The organism is Serratia sp. LACPHL-BACT-2024-00286, assembly GCF_043109535.1.
Taxonomy (GTDB): Bacteria; Pseudomonadota; Gammaproteobacteria; order Enterobacterales; family Enterobacteriaceae; genus Serratia; species Serratia sarumanii.
Genome location: NZ_JBICNA010000001.1, coordinates 1,164,912 through 1,186,150, shown reverse-complemented (window position 1 = coordinate 1,186,150; position 21,239 = coordinate 1,164,912). Strand labels below are relative to the sequence as shown.

Annotated in this window: 24 protein-coding genes and 1 pseudogene; 16 read left to right on the top strand and 9 right to left on the bottom strand. The window is 60.0% G+C overall.

Translation table 11 applies throughout. The features are described 5' to 3' along the window. Positions 1-28 precede the first annotated feature (28 nt). Together ACF8MC_RS05610 and ACF8MC_RS05605 are read left to right on the top strand one after the other, a co-directional pair. Complete coding sequence (locus tag ACF8MC_RS05610; protein WP_033638235.1) at positions 29-487, top strand: hypothetical protein; 459 nt, start codon at positions 29-31, stop codon at positions 485-487. A gap of 99 nt (positions 488-586) precedes the next feature. Beyond that, positions 587-1,003: a DUF2000 domain-containing protein gene (locus tag ACF8MC_RS05605; protein WP_033638236.1), complete on the top strand. Its 417-nt coding sequence runs from the start codon at positions 587-589 to the stop codon at positions 1,001-1,003. 12 nt (positions 1,004-1,015) lie between these two features. Here the strand turns inward: ACF8MC_RS05605 and ACF8MC_RS05600 are convergent, their stop codons facing one another. Next, on the bottom strand, positions 1,016-1,366 hold the full coding sequence (locus ACF8MC_RS05600; RefSeq protein WP_033653875.1) for a GFA family protein: 351 nt from the start codon (positions 1,364-1,366) through the stop codon (positions 1,016-1,018). A gap of 140 nt (positions 1,367-1,506) precedes the next feature. On the opposite strand from ACF8MC_RS05600, the gene ACF8MC_RS05595 reads away from it, so the two are divergent. The 3 genes from ACF8MC_RS05595 to ACF8MC_RS05585 all read left to right on the top strand — a co-directional run bounded on the left by ACF8MC_RS05595 (position 1,507) and on the right by ACF8MC_RS05585 (position 3,651). Continuing rightward, the gene (locus ACF8MC_RS05595) at positions 1,507-1,716 is read left to right on the top strand and encodes a hypothetical protein (RefSeq protein WP_025160266.1); all 210 of its coding nucleotides are present in this window, start codon (positions 1,507-1,509) and stop codon (positions 1,714-1,716) included. 151 nt (positions 1,717-1,867) lie between these two features. Next, on the top strand, positions 1,868-2,962 hold the full coding sequence (locus tag ACF8MC_RS05590; protein ID WP_239506349.1) for an SMP-30/gluconolactonase/LRE family protein: 1,095 nt from the start codon (positions 1,868-1,870) through the stop codon (positions 2,960-2,962). A 44-nt stretch (positions 2,963-3,006) separates the two neighbouring features. After that, positions 3,007-3,651: a Qnr family pentapeptide repeat protein gene (locus ACF8MC_RS05585; RefSeq protein WP_039566481.1), complete on the top strand. Its 645-nt coding sequence runs from the start codon at positions 3,007-3,009 to the stop codon at positions 3,649-3,651. A 9-nt stretch (positions 3,652-3,660) separates the two neighbouring features. Here ACF8MC_RS05585 and ACF8MC_RS05580 read toward each other — a convergent pair whose 3' ends face one another. Continuing rightward, the gene (locus ACF8MC_RS05580) at positions 3,661-4,062 is read right to left on the bottom strand and encodes a hypothetical protein (RefSeq protein ID WP_033638756.1); all 402 of its coding nucleotides are present in this window, start codon (positions 4,060-4,062) and stop codon (positions 3,661-3,663) included. Positions 4,063-4,622: 560 nt separating this feature from the next. On the opposite strand from ACF8MC_RS05580, the gene cspA reads away from it, so the two are divergent. After that, positions 4,623-4,835 (top strand): RNA chaperone/antiterminator CspA, encoded by a 213-nt coding sequence (cspA, locus tag ACF8MC_RS05575; protein ID WP_033638238.1) that lies wholly within the window; start codon positions 4,623-4,625, stop codon positions 4,833-4,835. Between the two features lie 114 nt (positions 4,836-4,949). Continuing rightward, a pseudogene (locus tag ACF8MC_RS05570) lies at positions 4,950-5,028 on the top strand. 213 nt (positions 5,029-5,241) lie between these two features. On the opposite strand, the gene ACF8MC_RS05565 reads toward ACF8MC_RS05570, so the two are convergent. Beyond that, positions 5,242-5,919, bottom strand: coding sequence for an isochorismatase family protein (locus tag ACF8MC_RS05565; protein ID WP_016928046.1), 678 nt, complete (start codon positions 5,917-5,919; stop codon positions 5,242-5,244). Between the two features lie 253 nt (positions 5,920-6,172). Between ACF8MC_RS05565 and ACF8MC_RS05560 the strand changes: the two genes are divergently transcribed. Both ACF8MC_RS05560 and ACF8MC_RS05555 read left to right on the top strand, forming a co-directional pair. Beyond that, positions 6,173-6,601 (top strand): universal stress protein, encoded by a 429-nt coding sequence (locus tag ACF8MC_RS05560; RefSeq protein ID WP_033638240.1) that lies wholly within the window; start codon positions 6,173-6,175, stop codon positions 6,599-6,601. 315 nt (positions 6,602-6,916) lie between these two features. After that, positions 6,917-7,672 carry an SDR family NAD(P)-dependent oxidoreductase gene (locus tag ACF8MC_RS05555; RefSeq protein WP_025302549.1) on the top strand — a complete coding sequence of 252 codons (756 nt, stop codon included), beginning with the start codon at positions 6,917-6,919 and terminating at the stop codon, positions 7,670-7,672. Between the two features lie 43 nt (positions 7,673-7,715). On the opposite strand, the gene ACF8MC_RS05550 is transcribed toward ACF8MC_RS05555, so the two are convergent. From ACF8MC_RS05550 to puuD, 4 genes are read right to left on the bottom strand one after another with little or no spacing between them, the layout of a single operon-like run. Continuing rightward, a complete protein-coding gene (locus tag ACF8MC_RS05550; protein ID WP_025302550.1) occupies positions 7,716-8,996 on the bottom strand; it encodes an FAD-binding oxidoreductase in 1,281 nt (426 codons plus the stop codon). 11 nt (positions 8,997-9,007) lie between these two features. After that, positions 9,008-10,504 (bottom strand): aldehyde dehydrogenase PuuC, encoded by a 1,497-nt coding sequence (gene puuC / locus ACF8MC_RS05545; protein ID WP_164105094.1) that lies wholly within the window; start codon positions 10,502-10,504, stop codon positions 9,008-9,010. Positions 10,505-10,519: 15 nt separating this feature from the next. Further along, the gene (puuR, locus tag ACF8MC_RS05540; protein ID WP_033638246.1) at positions 10,520-11,077 is read right to left on the bottom strand and encodes an HTH-type transcriptional regulator PuuR; all 558 of its coding nucleotides are present in this window, start codon (positions 11,075-11,077) and stop codon (positions 10,520-10,522) included. Then, positions 11,074-11,835 (bottom strand): gamma-glutamyl-gamma-aminobutyrate hydrolase, encoded by a 762-nt coding sequence (gene puuD / locus ACF8MC_RS05535; RefSeq protein ID WP_164105095.1) that lies wholly within the window; start codon positions 11,833-11,835, stop codon positions 11,074-11,076. Before puuD ends, puuR begins: the two co-directional genes overlap by 4 nt. A gap of 219 nt (positions 11,836-12,054) precedes the next feature. On the opposite strand from puuD, the gene ACF8MC_RS05530 reads away from it, so the two are divergent. From ACF8MC_RS05530 to ACF8MC_RS05510, 5 genes are all read left to right on the top strand, one after another. Next, positions 12,055-13,473: a glutamine synthetase family protein gene (locus ACF8MC_RS05530; RefSeq protein WP_033638248.1), complete on the top strand. Its 1,419-nt coding sequence runs from the start codon at positions 12,055-12,057 to the stop codon at positions 13,471-13,473. Positions 13,474-13,781: 308 nt separating this feature from the next. Next, on the top strand, positions 13,782-15,152 hold the full coding sequence (locus ACF8MC_RS05525) for an APC family permease (protein WP_033646354.1): 1,371 nt from the start codon (positions 13,782-13,784) through the stop codon (positions 15,150-15,152). 91 nt (positions 15,153-15,243) lie between these two features. Beyond that, entirely contained in the window at positions 15,244-16,137 is an 894-nt protein-coding gene (gene yddG, locus ACF8MC_RS05520) for an aromatic amino acid DMT transporter YddG (protein ID WP_043147310.1), read from the top strand. A gap of 73 nt (positions 16,138-16,210) precedes the next feature. Then, positions 16,211-16,483: a hypothetical protein gene (locus ACF8MC_RS05515; protein ID WP_004941292.1), complete on the top strand. Its 273-nt coding sequence runs from the start codon at positions 16,211-16,213 to the stop codon at positions 16,481-16,483. Positions 16,484-16,856: 373 nt separating this feature from the next. Further along, positions 16,857-17,738 (top strand): nucleoside-specific channel-forming protein Tsx, encoded by an 882-nt coding sequence (locus ACF8MC_RS05510; RefSeq protein WP_004941293.1) that lies wholly within the window; start codon positions 16,857-16,859, stop codon positions 17,736-17,738. 53 nt (positions 17,739-17,791) lie between these two features. Here the strand turns inward: ACF8MC_RS05510 and ACF8MC_RS05505 are convergent, their stop codons facing one another. Beyond that, a complete protein-coding gene (locus ACF8MC_RS05505) occupies positions 17,792-17,971 on the bottom strand; it encodes a hypothetical protein (RefSeq protein WP_025160261.1) in 180 nt (59 codons plus the stop codon). Between the two features lie 443 nt (positions 17,972-18,414). Here ACF8MC_RS05505 and ACF8MC_RS05500 point away from each other — a divergent pair, with 443 nt between their 5' ends. Further along, positions 18,415-18,888: an anti-virulence regulator CigR family protein gene (locus ACF8MC_RS05500; protein WP_164105096.1), complete on the top strand. Its 474-nt coding sequence runs from the start codon at positions 18,415-18,417 to the stop codon at positions 18,886-18,888. A gap of 113 nt (positions 18,889-19,001) precedes the next feature. Next, positions 19,002-19,532, top strand: coding sequence for a chorismate mutase (locus tag ACF8MC_RS05495; RefSeq protein ID WP_033653884.1), 531 nt, complete (start codon positions 19,002-19,004; stop codon positions 19,530-19,532). A 3-nt stretch (positions 19,533-19,535) separates the two neighbouring features. Here the strand turns inward: ACF8MC_RS05495 and ACF8MC_RS05490 are convergent, their stop codons facing one another. Beyond that, the gene (locus tag ACF8MC_RS05490) at positions 19,536-21,071 is read right to left on the bottom strand and encodes a serine hydrolase (RefSeq protein ID WP_164105097.1); all 1,536 of its coding nucleotides are present in this window, start codon (positions 21,069-21,071) and stop codon (positions 19,536-19,538) included. Between the last annotated feature and the right edge of the window lie 168 nt (positions 21,072-21,239).

The following is a 21,239-nucleotide window of genomic DNA, read 5'->3' as shown; positions in this document are numbered from 1 at the left end:
GTTGAATTCATTTTATAAGGAGCAGTGTATGTCAGAGATGATGAACGAGAGTGGGGCGCCGGCCATTGAATGGAGCTATGGCGGCCGGGGTGATGATATCAGCAGCAGCCTGAGCCTCGACACGGTTGAGGAGCAGCCGCAGGGTTTCTTGATGACGGTCGATCGGCCGGTGCAGATCTTTAAAGACGCGCTGTCGCCGATGATGGCCTTTGTCACGCTGCTGCGCCCGCTGTACGCCAAAACGAGCGAGGGTTTCCAGTACGTGCCGGTTTCCAACCCCTGGACCGACGTGCAGCGCCTGCCGGCCAGCGCGGGCTATCTGGGCGTGCAGGTCAACGCCGGGCTGTTCTTCCACGGCGCCAAGCCGACGCACTATAAAGATCGCGACGGCCAGATGAAACCGATCGACGGCGGCACGCTTTTGCAGCACATCACCGTGCTGCATCAGGTGGCGCAGCCGCTCGGCCCGGGTGAAGGCGCCGTCTGAGCCGGCAGCGTTATCACAGGGGCCGGACGCGGCCCCTTATCGCGCCTTGAAACCGTGCGCCGGTTGGGTAAAACTGGCTGCCTATTCAAGGAGAAGAGTATGTACAGCGACAACGAGAAAAAATTTTATATCATCCTCAACCGCAATCACGAACCGGCCACGCTGTTTAACGCTTCCTGCCATCTGACGGCGGGCATCACCGATCTGATCGAGCAGCGCGAGTTTCACCACTATCCGAGCAGCCTCGACGGCGTCAGCGCCAACATGAGCCACTATCCGATAGTGATCCTGCAAGCCAAGAACAGCAGCCAGCTCAGCAACCTGATCCTCAAATGCAAGGAAGAGGGCGTGCTGTCCAACTTCTTCACCACCACCATGCTGTCGCACTCCGCCGAACAGCAGATCGCCGACACCGCCAACACCCCTTACGAACAGCTGGATTTCGTGGCGGTGGCGCTCTACGGCGACGCCGAACAGCTTAAGCCGTTGACCAAGAAGTTCTCCGTCTACCGCTGAAAACGCGGCATCTCAGACGCTGGCGCCGTCGTAGCTGTGGATCTGCAACGCATCCAGCGCGACGTCAGGCACGCAGCGCAGGTTGACGGCGCACATCGCGGCGCCGTCCGGCGCGGTGCCGTAGGCGAAGGGCTGAGCGCCGCAGACTCGGCAGAACTGATGGCGGATCTTGTGCTGATTGAAGGTGTAGGCGCTGAGCTGGTCCTGGCCGCTGTTGAGCGTGAAAGCGCTGATGGGGAAGAACGACAGCAGCAGCCCTTTGCGGCGGCAGATCGAACAGTTGCAGCTGAGGGCCTCGGTGGGCAGTTCGGCGTCCACGGAGAAAGTGACGGCGCCGCAGTGGCAGCTTCCCTGGAATGGCATGACGATGGTCCTGTAGCAGGGGGCGTGTTTGCCCAGTATAGTGCAATTTATCGTCACTCGGCCGCGCAGGGCCTGGTTTCCTTAGAAAACGCGCGGTTTTCTGGTAGCTTAGAGGTTAACGTCATCAAAAGGAGAGCGCGATGTTAGAACATTACTATCCGGCCAATATGGGCGCCAAACCGGTCACGGACGAACAGCATAAACGGCTGGTGGCGGTGCAGGCGGCGCTGGAGCTGATCAAGGCCACGTTGTCGGATACCAACGACGGCAACGGCGTGGACTTCCAACTGAAGGCGGCGGAGAAGCACATCGGCCCGATGGCCGACGCCATTCAGGAAGCCCTGAAGTAACGGTTCGCCGTCGTCTCAACCGCCCGCCCGGGCGGTTTTTTTTGCGCCGATTACTGCGTTTTTTTTAGTGGCGTATTGCCTTTTGCCCGGCTGGTGCCGTGAGCGGCGCGATCCTACTCTAGCGATCCGAGTCCTCATCAGGATCATGCTTATGTTCCGCTTCTGCCTCTTTTCTTTCTTGTTGCCGCGGTGCCGGCGCCTCACCCAGCTTGCCGGCGCCGCGCTGTTTCTCAGCGGCGTCATGCAGGCGCAGGCCACGCAGCGCATCGACTTCTCGCCGGATGCCGCCGGCGCCTACCCTGAAGGCATCGCCTGGAATGCGCGCGCCGGCGCGTTCCTGGTGTCGTCCCTGCGTGGCGGGCAGCTCGGCCTGGTCTACCCGGATGGCCGCTATCGGCGCTTTTCCACCGGCAGTGGGCTTATCACCACCTCCGGCATGCTGGTGGACGCCGAGCGCAACCGGGTGCTGGTGTGCAACGAAGACGTGGGGGTCTCCCTCAACTCTGCGCCCGGTACGCGCAATCGCGTGGCGCAGGTGCTGGAGTTCAATCTCGATACCGGCGCGCTGCAGCAGACGTACGATCTTTCATCGTTAAGCCGTGGGCCGACGCTGGCCAACGATCTGGCGCTCGACGCGCAGGGCAATATCTACGTGACCGACAGCTTCCAGCCGCAGATTTACAAGATTGACCGGGCAACGCGCCAGGTGTCGATTCTGGTGCGCTCGGCGCGTTTGATGCCGGCCGACGCTCCCGCCGCTGCGCAGGGCACGCAGCCTTATCTCAACGGCATCGTGTATCACCCGGATGGCTATCTGATTGCGGCGGACTACACCCGCGGGCTGTTGTGGAAGGTGACGCTGGATAACGCGCCTGCAATAAGTGAAATCAGGCTGCCGCAGCGGCTGAAAGGGCCGGACGGGCTGCGGCTCAAAAACGCCCATGAATTGGTGATCGTACAGTCTTTTCCGGGGAGAAAAGGGGGCATGTCCGGCAACGTAACGCTGCTCGCCTCGAACGACGGTTGGGCCAGCGCGCATCTCGCGGCGGTCGCCACACCGCCGGGATTGGATGGGCCGACCGGCGCCGCGCTGCGCGATGGCGAAGTGTGGGTGGTCAACTCCCGTTACCCCCGTTTGTTTGCCGACGTCGCTCAGGCGGAGAGCGTCAGGACATTCAGCATCGTCAAGGTGGCGTTAAAGCGGAGGCCCGCCGATCGGCGACGGTTGCCAACATTGCCGGAATAGGATTAAATGCCGCACTGACTGTATAAATAAACAGGTGCGCTGCGATGAGTCTGATGTTGAAGGGTGAAAAGATTGACCGTAACCGCTTTACCGGCGAGAAGATTGAAAACGGCAGCTTTATGCTGTGTGATTTTTCGGGCGCCGATCTGACCGGCACCGAGTTTATCGGCTGCCAGTTTTACGATCGCGACAGCCGACAGGGCGGCAATTTCAGCCGCGCGATACTCAAAGACGCCAGCTTCAGAAGCTGCGATTTGTCGATGGCCGACTTCCGCCACGCCAGCGCCCTGGGGCTGGAGATCCGCGAATGCCGCGCGCAGGGCGCCGATTTTCGCGGCGCCAGTTTTATGAACATGATCACCAGCCGCATCGGGTTTTGCAGCGCCTATATCACCAAAAGCAACCTGAGCTACGCCAACTTCGCCAAGGTGGTGCTGGAGAAATGCGAGCTGTGGGAAAACCGCTGGCACGGCGCACAGGTGCTCGGCGCCAGCTTCAGCGGCTCCGATCTGTCCGGCGGCGAGTTCTCCGGATTCGACTGGCGCGCCGCCGACGTCACCCAGTGCGATTTGAGCAACGCGGAACTGGGCGAATTGGATTTACGCACCACCGATCTGCAGGGCGTCAAAATGGACAGCCACCAGGCCGCGCAGCTGCTGGAGCGGCTGGGGATCGCAATCGTTGGTTGAGGGGGATGGTTAAGGCGATGGTTGGGCAAATAAGCGATTGAAGGTTTTATCCGCATCTACGGGAATGCGGCGTTGCATTACCGGGATAGTGAAGCGCGGATCCTGTGAGAGGAGGCGAGCTTGTTCGTTGAGCGGCACGACGGCGATTGCCAGGTTGTCGTTGGCCTGCATGACGCCTTCCTGTTCGAGCAGGGCGAACACGGGCGCGTTGTGCGCAGTACCCAACGAGCAAGCCGAAATCCAATAGTGCCCGTCTTGGGCAAATTTGCACTGTGCCGTTTGCAGGCTAATTGCGCTGATCTGTTTGGCGATCAAGGCATTCGCGTTTTCCACATAGCTTGGCAGTGCTGGCTGGCAGCCTGCCAAACTGAGTGTCAGCGCAGCTAGCGTCAGTGTTCTTTTGCCAATCATAGCCATCCTTGAGGTCATTTCCTGCGAATATAAATAATTATCGTAGCAACGATAATGTACTCGTGTCGAGAACAGATTGATTTATTAAGTTTTTATGGCTTTTTCATGACGATTAAGCGGTTTTCTCTGTTTTTATAGCAGAGAGCGGTTTCGCGTGAAGGGAAGAACATAACGCGGAAGCGGCGGCTATTTGCGCTTTCATAGTCAGCCCCGGTGCTGTGAGCTTTGGCGATCAGCGCTGCGAGTCTAGCTGTTCGTTGTGTTTCACTCCGCCCCTAGCGACAGGCGTCAGCGGCCTTTTGCGATAATAAATTTATGAGCCATATGAATATAATTTAAAATATATCTTGCTTAAATAACTCAGCCGTGTGTAAATAGCGTCATCGGTTTGTAGTACAGACCTTATGAAAGCAGTTTTAGTAAAGCAGTTCTCAGTATTAGCGATATCCCTCAGATACCTCTTCTTCCGCGAATTTTCTTCTCTAGTGCCCCATAAGTTTCCAATAAAAACAGACCTCTATCGCCCTGTGGCGTCGCAAAAATATAAAGGAAATATCTCTATGTCTACTAAAATGACAGGTTTGGTAAAATGGTTTGATGCAGGTAAAGGCTTTGGCTTTATCACCCCGGCAGACGGCAGCAAAGACGTGTTCGTTCATTTCTCTGCTATCCAGAGCAACGATTTCAAAACGCTGGACGAAGGCCAACAGGTTGAGTTCACTATCGAAAATGGCATGAAGGGCCCTTCTGCCGGCAACGTGGTCGCGTTATAATTTTCGGCCGAGGTCCGATTTCTTACGACAGCGATGAGGGTTTAAGCCTGAGCAGTTAAGAAATAACGTCCTCAGCCTGAATAAACTCCGGGTTTGCCCGGAGTCTTTACCAATACGTCATTAGCTCAGCAGGAAGAGCGGCAACGAAATTATCCGTTGGCGGACTGGGGTTCGATTCCTCGATGACGTTCCAATAATTAATTATTATTGGCAACAGAAAAACAGATTGCCGCAGAATTAATAACGCCGCGTTTCAGTCTATTTTTCTGTTGTGAAAAAGTCGCGCTTAGGCTGCGTAATGTTGGAGTGTTGGATGGACGCTTACGCCATAACATGACAGCCGGGAAAGTCACCGGCACGCGATTAATAGCCCCGGCCTTGGCCGGGGCTTTTTATGCCCGCGATCTTAACGCTGCGAGTCCAGCAGTTCGTTGTTTTTCACCACGTCCTGCGCCTTGAGGTAGCTCTCGATCAGCAACTGATAGGCCGGGAAGATTTTGGTGTAGACCTCGGCCCACTGCTGAGCGTCGGCGCGGTTCCAACTGCCCTGCAGCTCGGAGGCCACGCCGGCAGTGTCGATCGGCACCACGCCGGCCTGCACCACGCGCGCCAGGGTGATTTCCTGCGCCATTTTCGAGTAGGTGCCGGAGGCGTCGATCACCGCGAACACTTTATAGCCTTCGGCCACCGCGCTGATGGACGGGAAGGCCATGCAGACGCTGGTGATGGTGCCGGCGATGATCAGCGTCTTGCGGCCGGTGGCTTTGACCGCCGCCACGAAGTCCGGGTTGTCCCAGGCGTTGATTTCCCCTTTGCGGGCGACGTATTGCGCGTGCGGCGCATTCTGATGGATTTCCGGGATCAGCGGGCCGTTCGGGCCCTGCGGCACTGAAGCGGTGGTGATCACCGGCAGTTTGCTGAGGGTGGCGATGCTGGCCAGGGCAGCGGCGCGGGCGCGCAGTTCGGTCATCGGCATGTCGGCGACGGTCTGGAACAGGCCGCTCTGGTGGTCGATCAGGAGCATGACCGCGTCATTGGCATCAATAACAGGACGCTGGCCGTTGAAGTTGGCTGGAGTGCTCATGGTTTTTTCCTTCTCTTGTCGTGAGGTCAATGGGTATCTGCTTTGATTGATAAGGCTGAAACTCAGCGCTTGTCTACAGTGTAGGGAGGGGAGAAAAATCCGGTAGACCGCAAAGGCGGGATGCATCGTTCCACAGATGGAACGATTGCGAGACAGGCGAGCGAACCCGCGCTGGGCTAAACTTAAGATGCATGAGAAACATGCGGCAAGGAGCGCCATCCTGTTTACGGAGTTGACGAGGAGGGCCGCCATCATGGCTTATCGGCATATCGTTGTCGCCACGGATCTCAGCGAAGACGCCGAGTTCCTGCTGGGCAAGGGCGCCAGGCTGGCCGCCGCGCTCAATGCCCAACTTTCCCTGATCTATATCGACATTCATCGCGCCGGTTATTACGTCGATCTGGGCGTGGGCGATTATAACTACACCGATCGCACCTTTTCAGAGCGGGTGAAGAATATGCTCAATGCGATCAAAGGGCAGTCGTCGTATCCGGTTGAAGAGGTGATCGTCAGCCGCGGCGCGTTGACGGAGGAACTGAACCGGGTGGCGAAGGAGAAAGGGTTCGATCTGGTGATCTTCGGCCACCATCACGATGTCTGGAGCCGACTGGTCTCTTCGGCGCGTCAGGCGATCAACGAGCTGAACGTCGATTTGCTGGTGATCCCCATCGAGAAAAAATAGTCGCGGCCGCCTGCGGGCGGCTGCCGTTTTTCATTCACATCGCTTATCTCTGAGCGGCCATAACCGCCTATCCGCAATAGTCCCGCTGGCTGATAATCCGCCAGGAAAATAGTGACAGGCCGGGATTTTATTCTATCCATCAATATGTTGGCCAAAATCCGATAAAGGTTAACCCAGCGCATTGAAATCACTGACATACCTCCTTTTGGTTAATAAACCGCACATTTTGACTGGCACTCAGGGGAGGGGCGTCTTATCCTCGGGGTAATGAGATTTGTATGACTTATATAAATACGTTCACATGGAGGAGGTCTCATGCGTTTTGACAATAAAGTCGTGGTTATCACCGGTGCGGGCAATGGCATGGGGGAAGCGGCGGCGCGGCGGTTCTCCGCCGAGGGCGCCATCGTGGTGCTGGCCGACTGGGCTAAAGAGGCGGTAGACAAGGTTGCCGCTTCGCTGCCGAAGGGCCGGGCGATGGCGGTGCATATCGACGTGTCCGATCACGTCGCGGTTGAAAAAATGATGAACGAGGTGGCGGAAAAACTGGGCCGCATCGACGTTCTGCTGAACAACGCCGGCGTACACGTGGCGGGCAGCGTGCTGGAAACCAGCGTCGATGACTGGCGGCGCATCGCCGGGGTCGATATCGACGGCGTGGTGTTCTGCTCCAAATTCGCTTTGCCGCATCTGCTGAAGACCAAGGGCTGCATCGTCAATACCGCGTCGGTGTCCGGCCTGGGCGGCGACTGGGGCGCGGCCTATTACTGCGCGGCGAAAGGCGCGGTGGTCAACCTGACGCGCGCCATGGCGCTGGATCACGGCGGTGACGGCGTGCGTATCAACTCGGTCTGCCCGAGCCTGGTGAAAACCAACATGACCAACGGTTGGCCGCAGGAAATCCGCGACAAGTTCAATGAGCGCATCGCGCTGGGGCGTGCGGCGGAGCCGGAAGAAGTGGCGGCGGTGATGGCGTTTCTGGCCAGCGACGACGCCAGCTTTATCAATGGCGCCAACATTCCGGTCGATGGCGGGGCGACCGCCTCGGACGGCCAACCGAAGATCGTTTAAGCGTTAACGCACAGGCCCGGCCAGGATGACCGGGCCTGCTGTTTTAGACGCCGATACGGTCGCGCAGCGTGTAGTAGGCCGCGCCGATGGCGGTGAACGGGATCTGCAGATTGCGCCCGCCGAAGAACGGCAGGTGCGGCAGCTTGGCGAAGGCGTCGAAGCGTTCGGCGTCGCCGCGCATCAACTCGGCGATCAGCTTGCCCGCCAGATGGGTGCAGGTCACGCCGTGGCCGCTGTAGCCCTGCATGTAGTAGACGTTATTCTCCAGCCGGCCGAACTGCGGCATGCGCGACAGCGTCAGCAGGAAGTTGCCGGTCCAGCGATAGTCGATACGCACCCCTTTCAGCTGCGGGAAGGTCTTCAGCAATTTTGGCCGTATCAGGTTGTCGATGTCGTCCGGATCGCGCGCGCCGTACACCACGCCGCCGCCGTACAGCAGGCGATGATCGGCGGTGATGCGGTAGTAATCCAGCAGGTAGTTACAGTCTTCCACGCAGTAGTTCTGCGGGATCAGCGCCTGCGCGATCTCCGGCGCCAGCGGCTCGGTGGTCACCACCTGAGTGCCGCACGGCATGCTGCGCTTGGCCAGCCGCGGCTCCAGCTTGTCGCCCAGATAGGCGTTGCCGGCAACGATGACGAAACGCGCCTTCACCTGGCCGTTGGCGGTGCTGATCAGCGCCGGTTCGCCGTGGCGGATGTTCGTCACCGCCGATTGCTCGAAGATGCGCCCGCCCTGCAGGCGGATCGCCTCGGCCTCGCCCAGCGCCAGGTTGAGCGGATGGATGTGGCCGCCGCTGTGATCGAGCAGCGCGCCGACGTAGCGATCGCTGGCGACTTCCTGACGCACCCGATCCGCATCGAGCAGCTCGAGCTGGGTATTGCCGTAGCGTTCCCAGTTGCGTTTTTGCTCGATCAGCGCATGGAACTGCTTGTTGTTCAGCGCGGCGAAGATGCCGCCGGGGCGGTAGTCGCAGTCGATGGCGTAGCGGCTGATGCGGCTGCGGATGATCTCCGCGCCTTCAAACATCATGCTGCCGAGCAGGCGGGCACTTTCCGCGCCGTAGCGCTCTTCAATCACATCGATGTCGCGGCTGTAGGAGTTGACCAACTGGCCGCCGTTGCGGCCGCTGGCGCCGAAACCGATGCGCGCCGCTTCCAGCACCACCACGTTATAGCCGGCTTCCACCAGGAACAGCGCGGAGGAGAGGCCGGTATAGCCGCCGCCAATCACGCAGACGTCGCACTCGATCGATTCGTTCAGTTGCGGATAGGGCTGATGTGCGTTGGCCGTGGCCGCATAGTAGCTTTTTACGTGTTCAGTCATGAGATAAGCCCTTATTCCAGCGAGATCCAGGTGGTTTTCAATTCGGTGAACTTGTCCAGCGCGTGCAGCGATTTGTCGCGGCCGTTGCCGCTCTGCTTGTAGCCGCCGAACGGCACGGTCATGTCGCCGTCGTTGTAGTTGTTGACGAATACCGTGCCGGCTTTCAGCTGGCGCGCCATGCGGTGCGCGCGGGCCAAATCGCGGGTCCAGACCGCGGCGCCGAGGCCGTAGTCGCTGTCGTTGGCCAGCTGCAGCGCCTGTTGCTCGTCGTCGAAGGTAGTCACCGCCAGCACCGGGCCGAAGATTTCATCGCGCGCCACGCTCATGGCGTTGTTCACCTGGGTGAGGATGGTCGGCCCCAGATAACCGGCGTGGTCGCCCTGCGGATGGTCGCGCCCGTCGAGGAACAGCGCGGCGCCCTGGCTCAGCCCTTGATCGATATAGCCGGCCACTTTCTCGCAGTGGCCGCTGTCGATCAGCGTGCCCATCACCGTGTCGGGATCGAGCGGATCGCCAGGAGCGAAGGCCGCCGCGTGTTTGCGCAGCGCCTGCAGGAATTCCTGCTGAATGCTCGCTTCGACCAGCAGGCGAGTGCCGGCGATGCACACCTGCCCCTGATTATAGAAGATGCCGGCGGCGGCGCTGCGGGCGGCCTGATCCAGATCCGGGCAGTCGGCGAAGACGATATTGGCGCTCTTGCCGCCGGCCTCCAGCCAGACGCGTTTCATGTTCGATTCGCCGGCGTAGATCATCAGCTGCTTCGCCACCGGCGTGGAGCCGGTAAAGGTGAGGGCGTCGACGTCGCGGTGCAGCGCCAGCGCCTTGCCGGCGTCGTGGCCATAGCCGGGCACCACGTTCAGCACGCCGTCCGGCAGCCCGGCCTGCTGCGCCAGTTTGCCGAGCAGGATGGCGCTGAGCGGCGATTTTTCGGAGGGTTTGAGCACCACGCTGTTGCCGGCGGCCAGCGCCGGGCCGAGCTTCCAGCAGGCCAGCAGCAGCGGGAAGTTCCAGGGCACGATGGCGCCGACCACGCCGATCGGCTCGCGCTCGATCAGCGCCAGCGCCTCGCGGCCGGTGGGGGCGATTTCGCCGTAGACCTTATCGATCGCTTCGGCGTACCAGCGGATGCAGCGAATGGCGCCCGGCACGTCGTCGCGCAGGCTGTGGCGAATCGGTTTGCCGGTGTCCAGCGTTTCCAGCAGCGCCAGCTCTTCGTGATGCTGCTCCATCAGATCGGCGAAGCGCAGCAGCGTGGCTTTGCGCTGCGCCGGGGCGGCCTGCGCCCAGTCGCCGCGTTCAAAGACGGCGCGCGCCGCGCTGACCGCCCGATCGATGTCGGCGGCTTCGCCGCGCGCAACCTGCGCCAGCTCACGGCACCCGGCGGGATCTTCCACGGCGAAAAATTTCCCCGCGGCGGCCGGCTGGTAGCGGCCGTCGATAAACAGCCGGTGCTCAATCTTCAGGGTCTGCGCCCGTTGTTGCCAATACTGCAAATGGTGAAAGTTCATGCCTGGCTCCGTTGATCAGAATGTCGTCGGCGTATGGGCGCTGATAATCCGGCAAATGCGCGCCGACGTGTTGCTGAAACTGTGGGGGATGCCGGTATTGATGGCGTAGCTCTGCCCGGCCAGCAGGTGATAGCTCTGGCCGTTGACCTGCAGCACCACTTCGCCCTCCAGCAGCGTGCCGATCTCTTCCCCCTGATGTTTGATGCGCTCGCCGGTGGTGGTGCCCGGTTCGTAGGTCTCGATCATCATCGCCAGCGTGCGGTTCGGGTCGCCGTTGTGGATCAGCTTCATCGAAACGCCCTGGCTGCCGATTTCGATCAGATCGTCACTGCCGATCACGATCTGCGGCTCCGCCGGTTTTTCCGGCTCGGCGAAAAACGCCGACAGCGACAGACCGTATACCGTCAGCAGCTTTTGCAGCGTACTGATGGCCGGGCTGACCTTATCTTGTTCGATAGTGCTGATGGCGCTGTGGGTTAACCCAGACAGTTCGGCGACCCGGCGCTGCGACAACCCTAATTGTTGACGGATCTGCGACAGACGTTTTCCCGGTGCCAAGCTGACGTCGCTCATGGGCGTTTTTCCTTTTGATAGTTCCGACAGGCGGTGATGAAACCATCAAACAACAGGCGCGACAGGGCGTACTCGTCGCTGTTCCACTCCGGGTGCCACTGCACGCCGAGCGCGAAGGGCTGATCGCGCACGCTGATCGCCTCCACCAGCCCGTCGGCGGCGTGCGCCTCGATGCGCACGCTCGCGCCCAGGGTTTTGGCACCCTGGCCGTGCAGCGAGTTCACCCAGAATCTGTTGCAATCCGGTATCAGTTGCGAAAGCAGCCCCCCTTCCTGAACGGTGACCTCGTGGGCGGGGGCGTATTGCTGTTCCAGCGACAGGTCGTGGTCTTCACGATGCTCCAGCAGCTCGGGCAATTCGTACAGGCGGCGGTGCAGGGTGCCTTGGGTGGCGACCACCATCTCCTGCATGCCGCGGCAAATGGCGAAAAGGGGAATGCGCCTGTCGAACGCCTGGCGGATCAGCGCCAGGCTCAACGCGTCTCGGCCAGGATCGGCGTCAGGCTCATCGCCGTTTTCACCATAAAGGTGCGGCTGCACATTACTGGGGCTGCCCGGCAGCAAAATGCCGTCGAGGCGCGGCAGCAGTTCCGCCAGCATTTCCGGCTCCGCCAGCGCGTGCGGCAGGGCGATCGGCAGGCCGCCGGCGGCGATAACGGCATTCAGGTACTTTTCTTGCAAGGTCTGTGTGAGGTGCCCGTTTAACCTATACCTGCACATGACGACGCCGATGACTGGTCTGTTAAATATATTGTCCATGCTATCCCCTTGGTACGTTCGAAATTATGAACGATAAGCATCTCCACCGCCGATTTCGTTCAATATTCTATAAATCTAGCAGTCGATTGGGCAATATTCAAACCAAAAGTAACACTTGCAAAACAAATTTGTTTCATCTATGTTTCATTTGTGGGCATTATATTGAACAATGCGGTCAATAAACATCGACGACAGCAAAACACAAACGGCGGGTGAACCATGCAGACCAACATCGTAGAAGTGGAAAACTTTGTTCAGCACAGTGAAGAGAGACGAAGTAGCGCGTTCCAGCGCGAAGTGAAGAAGTATCTGGAACGTTATCCGTTAACCCAACATGTCGACGTACTGTTGACCGATCTGAACGGCAGCTTCCGCGGCAAACGCATCCCGGTCGGCGGCCTGAACAAACTTGAGAAGGGCTGTTACTTCCCAGCGTCGGTTTTTGCGATGGATATTCTCGGCAACGTCGTAGAAGAGGCCGGGTTGGGGCAGGAACTGGGCGAGCCGGATCACGTGTGCGTGCCGGTGCCGGGCACGCTGACGCCGTCGGCGGCGGACCCGCAATATATCGCGCAGGTGCTGCTCACCATGCTGGATGAAGATGGCACTCCCTTTGACGTTGAACCGCGCAATGTGCTGAACCGAGTGTGGCAGCGTTTGCGTCAGCGCGGGCTTTCCCCCGTGGTAGCGGTAGAGTTGGAGTTCTATCTCATCGATCGTCAACGCGACGCGGAGGGCTATCTGCAGCCGCCGTGCGCGCCGGGCACGCAAGAGCGCAACACCCAAAGCCAGGTGTATTCCGTCGATAACCTCAACCATTTCGCCGACGTGCTGAGCGAGATCGACGAACTGGCGCGTTTGCAGGGCATTCCGGCGGACGGCGCGGTGGCGGAGGCGTCGCCGGGGCAGTTCGAGGTCAACCTGCACCATACCGACGACGTGCTGCAGGCCTGCGATCACGCGCTGGCGCTGAAGCGGCTGGTGCGCATGGTGGCCGAGAACCACAACATGCAGGCGACCTTTATGGCCAAGCCGTATGAGGAACACGCCGGCAGCGGCATGCACGTGCACATCAGCATGCTGAACGCGCAGGGCGACAATGTGTTCGCCGACGACGACGGCGAAGATTCGGCGCTGCTGAAACAGGCGCTGGCGGGCATGATCGCCTTGATGCCGTCTTCGATGGCGCTGCTGGCGCCGAACGTCAACGCCTACCGCCGCTTCCAGCCCGGCATGTATGTGCCGACCCAGGCCTCTTGGGGGCATAACAACCGCACCGTGGCGCTGCGCATTCCCTGCGGCGATCGCGACAACCACCGCGTGGAGTACCGCGTGGCGGGCGCCGACGCCAACCCTTATCTGGTGATGGCGGCCATTCTGGCCGGCATCGTCTACGGGCTGGAAACCGCGCTGCCGCTGCCTGAACCGGTGACCGGCAACGGGCTGGAGCAGGACGGGCTGCCGTTCCCGATCCGCCAGAGCGACGCGCTGTACGAGTTCGAACATCAGCCGGTGCTCAATGCATTGCTGGGCGAACGTTTCAGCCACGTCTATCTGGCCTGCAAAACCGATGAGCTGGTGCAGTTCGAGCGCCTGATCACCGAAACCGAAATCGAGTGGATGCTGAAAAACGCCTGATCCCGCTCACCCTGCGACTACCGCGCGCGTCCGGCGCATTTCATCGGCTCTCCTGTGGCCGGTGAGGCTGCGCGCTGCGGTACTGAATTTCTTCTATCACGGCGTACAGGACGCCGACGAGGAAATAACCATGACTCAGTCATTCCCATGCGCAGACGTTTGCCTGTGCCGCAGTGCCTACGGGCCGGTCGCCGGCCGCCCGACAGTGACCCCAACCCGTTTTACCCGCCGCCTGAGCAGCAGTTTCCCCGCGGCCTCTCTGAATGACGTTGCACGGTTGACAGCAGAGGACCAAGAGGGGAAATGCCATGACGATTAAAGCCACCGACGGCGGCCCGGCGGGCAAACCGCAGCTGCGCAAATCCCTCAAGCTGTGGCAGGTGGTGATGATGGGCCTGGCCTATCTGACGCCGATGACGGTGTTCGATACCTTCGGCATCGTCTCCGGCCTCACCGACGGCCATGTGCCGACCTCCTATCTGCTGGCGCTGGCCGGCGTGCTGTTCACCGCCATCAGCTACGGCAAACTGGTGCGCCAGTTTCCTACCGCCGGCTCCGCCTACACCTATGCGCAGAAGGCGATCAACCCGCACGTCGGTTTTCTGGTGGGGTGGTCATCGCTGCTCGATTATCTCTTCCTGCCGATGATCAACACGCTACTGGCGAAGATTTACCTGACCGCGCTGTTCCCGGAAGTGCCGCCCTGGGTGTGGGTGGTGGGCTTCGTTATCCTGATTACCGCCATCAACCTGAAAAGCGTCAATCTGGTGGCCAACTTCAATACCCTGTTCGTGCTGGCGCAGGTGGCGATCATTCTGGTGTTCATCTACCTGGTGGTGCGCGGCCTGCACAACGGCGAGGGGATGGGCACGGTGTGGAGCCTGCGGCCGTTCCTCAGTGAGAATGCGCACCTGCTGCCGATCATTACCGGCGCCACTATCCTGTGCTTCTCGTTCCTCGGCTTTGACGCGGTCACCACGCTGTGCGAAGAGACGCCCGACGCCGCCAAGGTGATCCCGCGCGCCATCTTCCTGACCGCGCTGTACGGCGGGGTGATCTTTATCAGCGTGTCGTTCTTCATCCAGCTGTTTTTCCCGACCATTCAGCGTTTCCACCAGCCCGATGCCGCGCTGCCGGAGATCGCACTGTACGTCGGCGGCAAGCTGTTCCAGTCGATCTTCCTGTGCGTGACCTTTATCAACACGCTGGCCTCCGGCCTGGCGTCGCACGCCAGCGTGTCGCGCCTGCTGTACGTGATGGGGCGTGACAACGTGTTCCCGGAGAAATTCTTCGGCTACATCCACCCTAAATGGCGCACGCCGGCGCTGAACGTGCTGATGGTCGGGCTGGTGGCGCTGTCGGCGCTGTCGTTCGATCTGGTGACCGCCACGGCGCTGATCAACTTTGGCGCGCTGGTGGCCTTTACCTTCGTCAACCTGTCGGTGATCAGCCACTTCTTCATTCGCGAAGGGCGCAACAAAAGCTGGAAGGATCGCTTCAACTTTCTGTTCCTGCCGCTGGTGGGGGCGCTGACGGTGGGGGTGCTGTGGCTGAACCTGGAGAAGAGCTCGCTGACCATGGGGCTGATCTGGGCGACGCTGGGCTTCGGCTATTTGGCCTGGCTGACCCGGCGTTTTCGCCAGCCGCCGCCGCAGCTCGAGCGGCAGCCGCAGCAATAAAATCACAGGCGGGAATTTCCCGCCTTTCTTTTTGGCGCGTGCGGCAGTAGAGTGAAAAACCTGATAAAAAATAACCCATTGGATCCGCATTATGCCCGCTTTGCCCTCGCGTACCCGCGCCACGCTGTTCGGTTTATTGGCCATTGTGCTGTGGAGCAGCGTCGTCGGCCTGATTCGCAGCGTCAGCGAAGGGCTGGGGCCGATCGGCGGCGCGGCGATGATCTACAGCGTCAGCGCGGTGTTTCTGCTGGTGGCGCTCGGCGTGCCGAAATGGCGCAGCTTTCCGCGGCCTTATCTCATCGTCGGCAGCCTGCTGTTCGTCAGCTACGAGATCTGCCTGTCGCTGTCGCTCGGCTACGCCAATACCCGCCTGCAGGCGATAGAAGTGGGCATGATCAACTACCTGTGGCCCTGTTTCACCGTGCTGATGGCGCTGGCGCTCAACGGCCAACAGGCGAAATGGTGGCTGCTGCCGGGGCTGCTGCTGTCGCTGTTCGGCATCGGCTGGATCATGAGCGGCGAGGGCGGCTGGTCACCGGCGCAGATGCTGGCCAACGTGCGCAGCAATCCGCTCAGCTACGGGCTGGCGTTCAGCGGCGCGGTGATCTGGGCGCTGTACTGCAACCTGACCAAGAAGATCGCCCAGGGCAGCAACGGCGTGGTGCTGTTCATTGTGCTGACCGCGCTGGCGCTGTGGCTTAAATATGCCTTCAGCGCGGAAAGCGGCATGCAGTTCAGCGCCGGCGTGACTGTGACGCTGCTGTGCGCCGGGGTGGCGATGGGGGCGGGGTATGCCGCCTGGAACGTCGGCATTCTGCACGGCAACATGACGCTGCTGGCGACCGTCTCTTATTTTACCCCGGTCCTGTCGGCAGTGTTCGCCGCGCTGGTGTTGCACACCTCGCTGACCGTCAATTTCTGGCAGGGCGTGGCGATGGTCACTCTCGGCTCGCTGATCTGTTGGCGGGCAACCCGTGGAAATTAACGGAAATTATCCGCCGTCGGCGCAATGTTGAACTAGAATTTAACTAGCCATGTTGCCTGAAGGAACGACGACGATGAGAAGCGACATTCAATTTATTCAACAACCCGAAATCGACGTGCATCACTACGAGCGCGGCGATACCGTGCGCCTGACCACGGCGAATCTGCGGCATGAATATCAGCTCGACGTTTATATTTTGCGCCGCGACGACAAGCTGATTTACGGCTCGGTCGTCGCGGCGGCGCCCAAGACCGATATCCCGGTCGCCAGCTGGGAGGTGAAAAACGGCGAAGAGGTGGCGTTCCGCCAGGAAAACATCGCCAAGGCGGTGCCGGCGGTGAACTGATTTCGCTTTGCGTATTTTTTACTGATTTTGATGAAGGCCGACGTTTATACGTCGGCTTTTTCTTTGCCGCGGCTCAATGGTGGGCAGGTGACGCCCTGATGACAGTTGGCTCAAAAACTGCGCTAAAAATCGATGTGCATGACAAAAATCACAGCGAATGTGAATTTGCATGAAACATAATTTGACAAATGTGAACGCAATCGATTACCTATTCGCGAAATGCGTAACTGGATCACAGATTCTTACAGTCAGTGGTTTCTATAATGCGCGCGTCATCCGAGTTTCTGTGTGAAGACAACGCCAGGTGTCGGCAGACTCATTGTCATCTTTTCTAAACGGGCAGGAAATGGCCCTTTAAGCATGTGGTAATAAAATGAAAAAAATAGCTCTCGCAGCAGGTGTACTGCTCGCAGCGTCTTACAGTGCATCATCAATGGCTGATAGCAAAGACAGTCAATATGTCTCCGACTGGTGGCACCAGAGCGTCAACGTGGTGGGCAGCTACCACACCCGCTTCGGGCCGCAGCTGAATAACGACGTGTATCTCGAATACGAAGCCTTCGCTAAGAAAGACTGGTTCGATTTCTACGGTTACGTTGACGTGCCGAAGTTCTTCGGCGTGGGCAATACCCCGGATCGCGGCATCTGGGACAAAGGTTCCCCGCTGTTTATGGAGATTGAACCGCGCTTCTCCATCGACAAGCTGACCGGCACCGATCTGAGCTTCGGTCCGTTCAAAGAGTGGTACTTCGCCAACAACTACATCTATGATCTGGGCCACAACGCCGACGGCCGTCAGAACACCTGGTACATGGGTCTGGGCACCGATATCGACACCGGCCTGCCGATGAGCCTGTCGATGAACATCTATGCCAAATACCAGTGGGAAAACTACCAGGCCGCCAACGAGAACAGCTGGGACGGTTACCGCTTCAAGGTGAAATACTTCGTGCCGCTGACCCAGGTGTGGGGCGGCAACCTGAGCTACATCGGCTTCACCAACTTCGACTTCGGTTCCGATCTGGGCAAGGACAGCCATTGGGTTGACGGCACCGGCAAACAGGTGCGCACCAGCAACTCGATCGCCTCCAGCCATATTTTGGCGCTGAACTACGATCACTGGCACTATTCTTTCGTGGCGCGTTACTTCCATAACGGCGGCCAGTGGCAGGATGGCGCGGATATCGGCACCCCGCAGGGCCCAATCAAGTCTACCGGCTGGGGTTATTACCTCGTGGTCGGCTATAACTTCTGATTTTCCGTGTTATCAGAAACAGAAAACCCCGCCTGGCGGGGTTTTTTTTGTCATCACTGGGCTTGTTCAACCGGGAGATGCTTCACCGGCATAAACAGCCTGCCTTTGATCACGTGACATTCATTATTTATCCAACTAATGATTTGTTCACGGCTGACGCCTTCCGACTGCGCGTAACGATGAAGATCGCCGTTAAAGTGCCGAGTGATGTATTCCATGAGGGTCATTTGCACGTCTTTTGCTCCTGAACGCCCACCCGTTGCCAGCCTGGCCACCGCGGGAGGTTGAGGTTTCTCAGACAGCGAATGTAAATTATTGGCAACCAAATCTCAACATAAAGCACCAGATTGGGGCGACAGCGGCGGGAAAAAGAATCCCGCACGGAGAGGCGGGAAGTGTTCGCTATTATCATTATGGATGATAAGAATAAGATTTGAGGTGCGACGAAAAAGAGCACGCTAACTCTTTTTTGTTACCCTCCCACGCTAGCGTAAGGCTTATTTTTCTTCAAGAAAAATCTGAGGTAAGTTTCGGAATTCTCGAGGCGTGTTGTGTTGAAACAAGCTATTGGCGCGACTGCCGTCAAACTGCACTTGTTATCTCGGAGTTTTCCTTATACTTCGTCCGGAAAAGACCCGCTATAGTCAACAGAGTCCCCCACGCAGGAATACACAACATGAACAAACGTCGTACGACCCTCACGGTGTTGGCGCTGATCGCGTCGCTGGGGTTGTCATCCGCCCCGGCCCTGGCTGACAAAGGCGGCAACGGTAATGGCCATGGCAACAGCGGCAATCACGGTAATAGCGGTAACCATGGCAACAACGGCAACAAAGGCAATAAAGATAAAGGCGGTTATAGAAACGACGATAATCTGGTTTCCGTCAGCCTCTCGCGCGACCGCGCCCGTTCGCTGGCGCGCAACTACGGCCTGACCGGCTACAGCTCGCTGCCACCGGGCATCGCCAAGAATCTGGCGCGCGGTAAACCGCTGCCGCCGGGCATCGCCAAAAAAGTGGTGCCTTACTCGATGCTGCGTGATCTGCCGCAGTACCCGGGTTATGAGTGGCGTATCGCCGGCGACGATCTGGTGCTGGTCGCACTCAGCACCGCGATTGTGGCTTCCGTCATCAACGGCGTGTTCGACTAAGGTTTGTCGAGCGTTATCGGGCCTCGCTGCGGCGGGGCCTTTTTATTTGCCAGCGCGGGGCGGACGTGGTGAACTTTGGGCCTTACGTTTCACTGCATCATAAGGGAGGCGCCATGTTCAGGGCGTTATTGATAGCCTGCTGTTTGACCAGTTTTCCCGCGTTGGCAGAGGGCGCAGCCGCTATCGGCGAGCTGGTGAACCAACGGCTGTCGTTGATGAAGGACGTCGCCGGTTACAAGGCGCAGCGGCATTTGCCGATCGAAGACCTGGCGCAGGAGGCGAAGGTGTTGGCCAGCGCGCAGGCGGAGGCGGGGCGTTTGGGGTTGGAGCCGGCGTCGGTGCGGCCTTTTATCGCCGCGCAGATGGACGCTGCCAAGGCGATTCAGTACCGCTATCGCGCCGACTGGCTGGCGAGCCCGGAACCCGGCTGGCAGCCGCGGCCGTTGGCGCAGGTGCGCCCGCAGATCGCACAGCTGAGCAGCCAGATATTGCAACGGCTGGCGGAGCGGCTGCGCGCCGGCCCGCTCGGCGAGGCGGATCGGGCGGCGTTTATGGCGTCAGTGGATCAGGTGAATCTCAGCGCCGCCGACAAACGGCGGCTGGCGGATGCGCTGCTGGCGGTCAAAACCGGCAGCGCACGCTGAGCGTCAGTCGCGGCCGACGGTGCTGCGGCGGAAGGTCAGCATCCGGCTGCGGTTGGCGATGAGATCCACGTTGTAACCGCGGAAATAGAGGCAAAAGCGTTTTAACCACGGGCCGTCCTGGCACTCCACCAGCATGCGGCCCTGGCCGAGCGGGCTGAGCGTCCCGGTCTGCGCCGCCGGGCCGACGCCGATATGCACCCGATCGCCGCGAATTTCAAAGGCGGTGCGATAGTGCGGGTGATACCACAGTCCCTGCACATGCTTCAGGCAGTCGCCGTTGGCCGTGACCGGCAGAAAACGGCGCGCCACATGCCCGACTTCACCCTCGACCGCTTCGCCGGTCCACTTCAATTTGATTGGCATATGGGCGGACAGCGACACCGCGTACCCGTCCTCGCCCTGATACAGCGGTTCACCGCTGCCCAGATAGGCCAGGTTGCCGTCTTTGACCTCCAGCCAGTGCGGTTCCGCCGGCGTGGCGTAAAGGCCGTCGGGGATCGCCATGCTGCGCTGCGGCAGTGGTTCACCCAGCAGCGCCGCCATCACCTGCAAAGCCATACCGAAACTGTCGCAGTCTTCGCGGTTGGCCACCAGCGCGACGCCGGCCTGGCGATCGGGCGCCAGCAGGAAATAGGTTTTGTAACCGGCGTGGGAGCCGCCGTGGCCGAGCAAGCGCCGGCGGCCCAGCGGGGTTTGCGCCAGCCCCAGGCCATAGGCGCTGAGCTGGCCCTGATTGAGGTGGCGCGGTGCGCCGAGTTGCGCCAGCACGCCCTGGCCGGGGCCTTCGTCGGCCAGCAGCGTCTGCAGCCAGCGGGTGAGGGCGTTGAGGCTGCCGGTCAGGCTGCCGGAAGCGGAAAGGTGCAGGCCGGCGCTGGCGTGTTGCCAGCCCTGCGGCGCTCGCCAGTAACCCGGCACCAACCCCGGCACCACGTCGAACCAGCTTTCCGGCGCCCGCATCTGCACCTGCAGCGGCCGGGCGATGTGCTGTTGCACCAGTTGGTCGAAATCATACCCTTTGCTGCGCAGCGCGGCCTCCAGCAGCCGATAGCCGGTATTGCTGTAGGCGATCTCGCTGCCGGCTTCGTAGTTCAATCTTTCCAACCCCTCGACAAACTGCATCACCGGCTGCGCCTCGCTGACGGCGTGCAGCGAGATGCCGAGCAGGCCGAGCGTTTCGCGCACGTCGGGCAGGCCGCCGGTCATGTCCAGCGCCTGGCCGACGGTGACGTCCGCCAGCGCAGGCTGCAGGGCGGGCAGCAGTTCGCCCAGGCGCTGTTCGAGCCGAATGGCGCTGCCGGTGGCGTTCAGCGCCAGCGCGGCAAAGATGTGCTTGGTCACTGAGGCGTAGCGCACCACGCTGTCGGCGGTGAAGGGGGTATTCTGCGCCAGATCGGCCAGGCCGGCGCAGGCGGTGGCGCGGAGTTGTTCGGCGTCAAACAGGGTGATGGCGCCGCCGGGTTCGCCATGCCGTTGCCAGCCGGCCAGCAATTGTTCGGCAACGGCGCCGGCAGCGCGCCAGTTTAACGGTGTTACAGACATAGGGCCTCCAGAGTGATGGTTCGAAACGGGCCAGCTCGGCCACACGCCGCCCGGCGCTGACGAGGAGCGCGGGCTTTTCGGCTGATTGTGGCGCAGTGCGTTTTTCGTCGGCCGCTGTTTTGTGCGCTGTTTAGACCAGTCGGTGGGGAATCACGCGAAACTTTGATA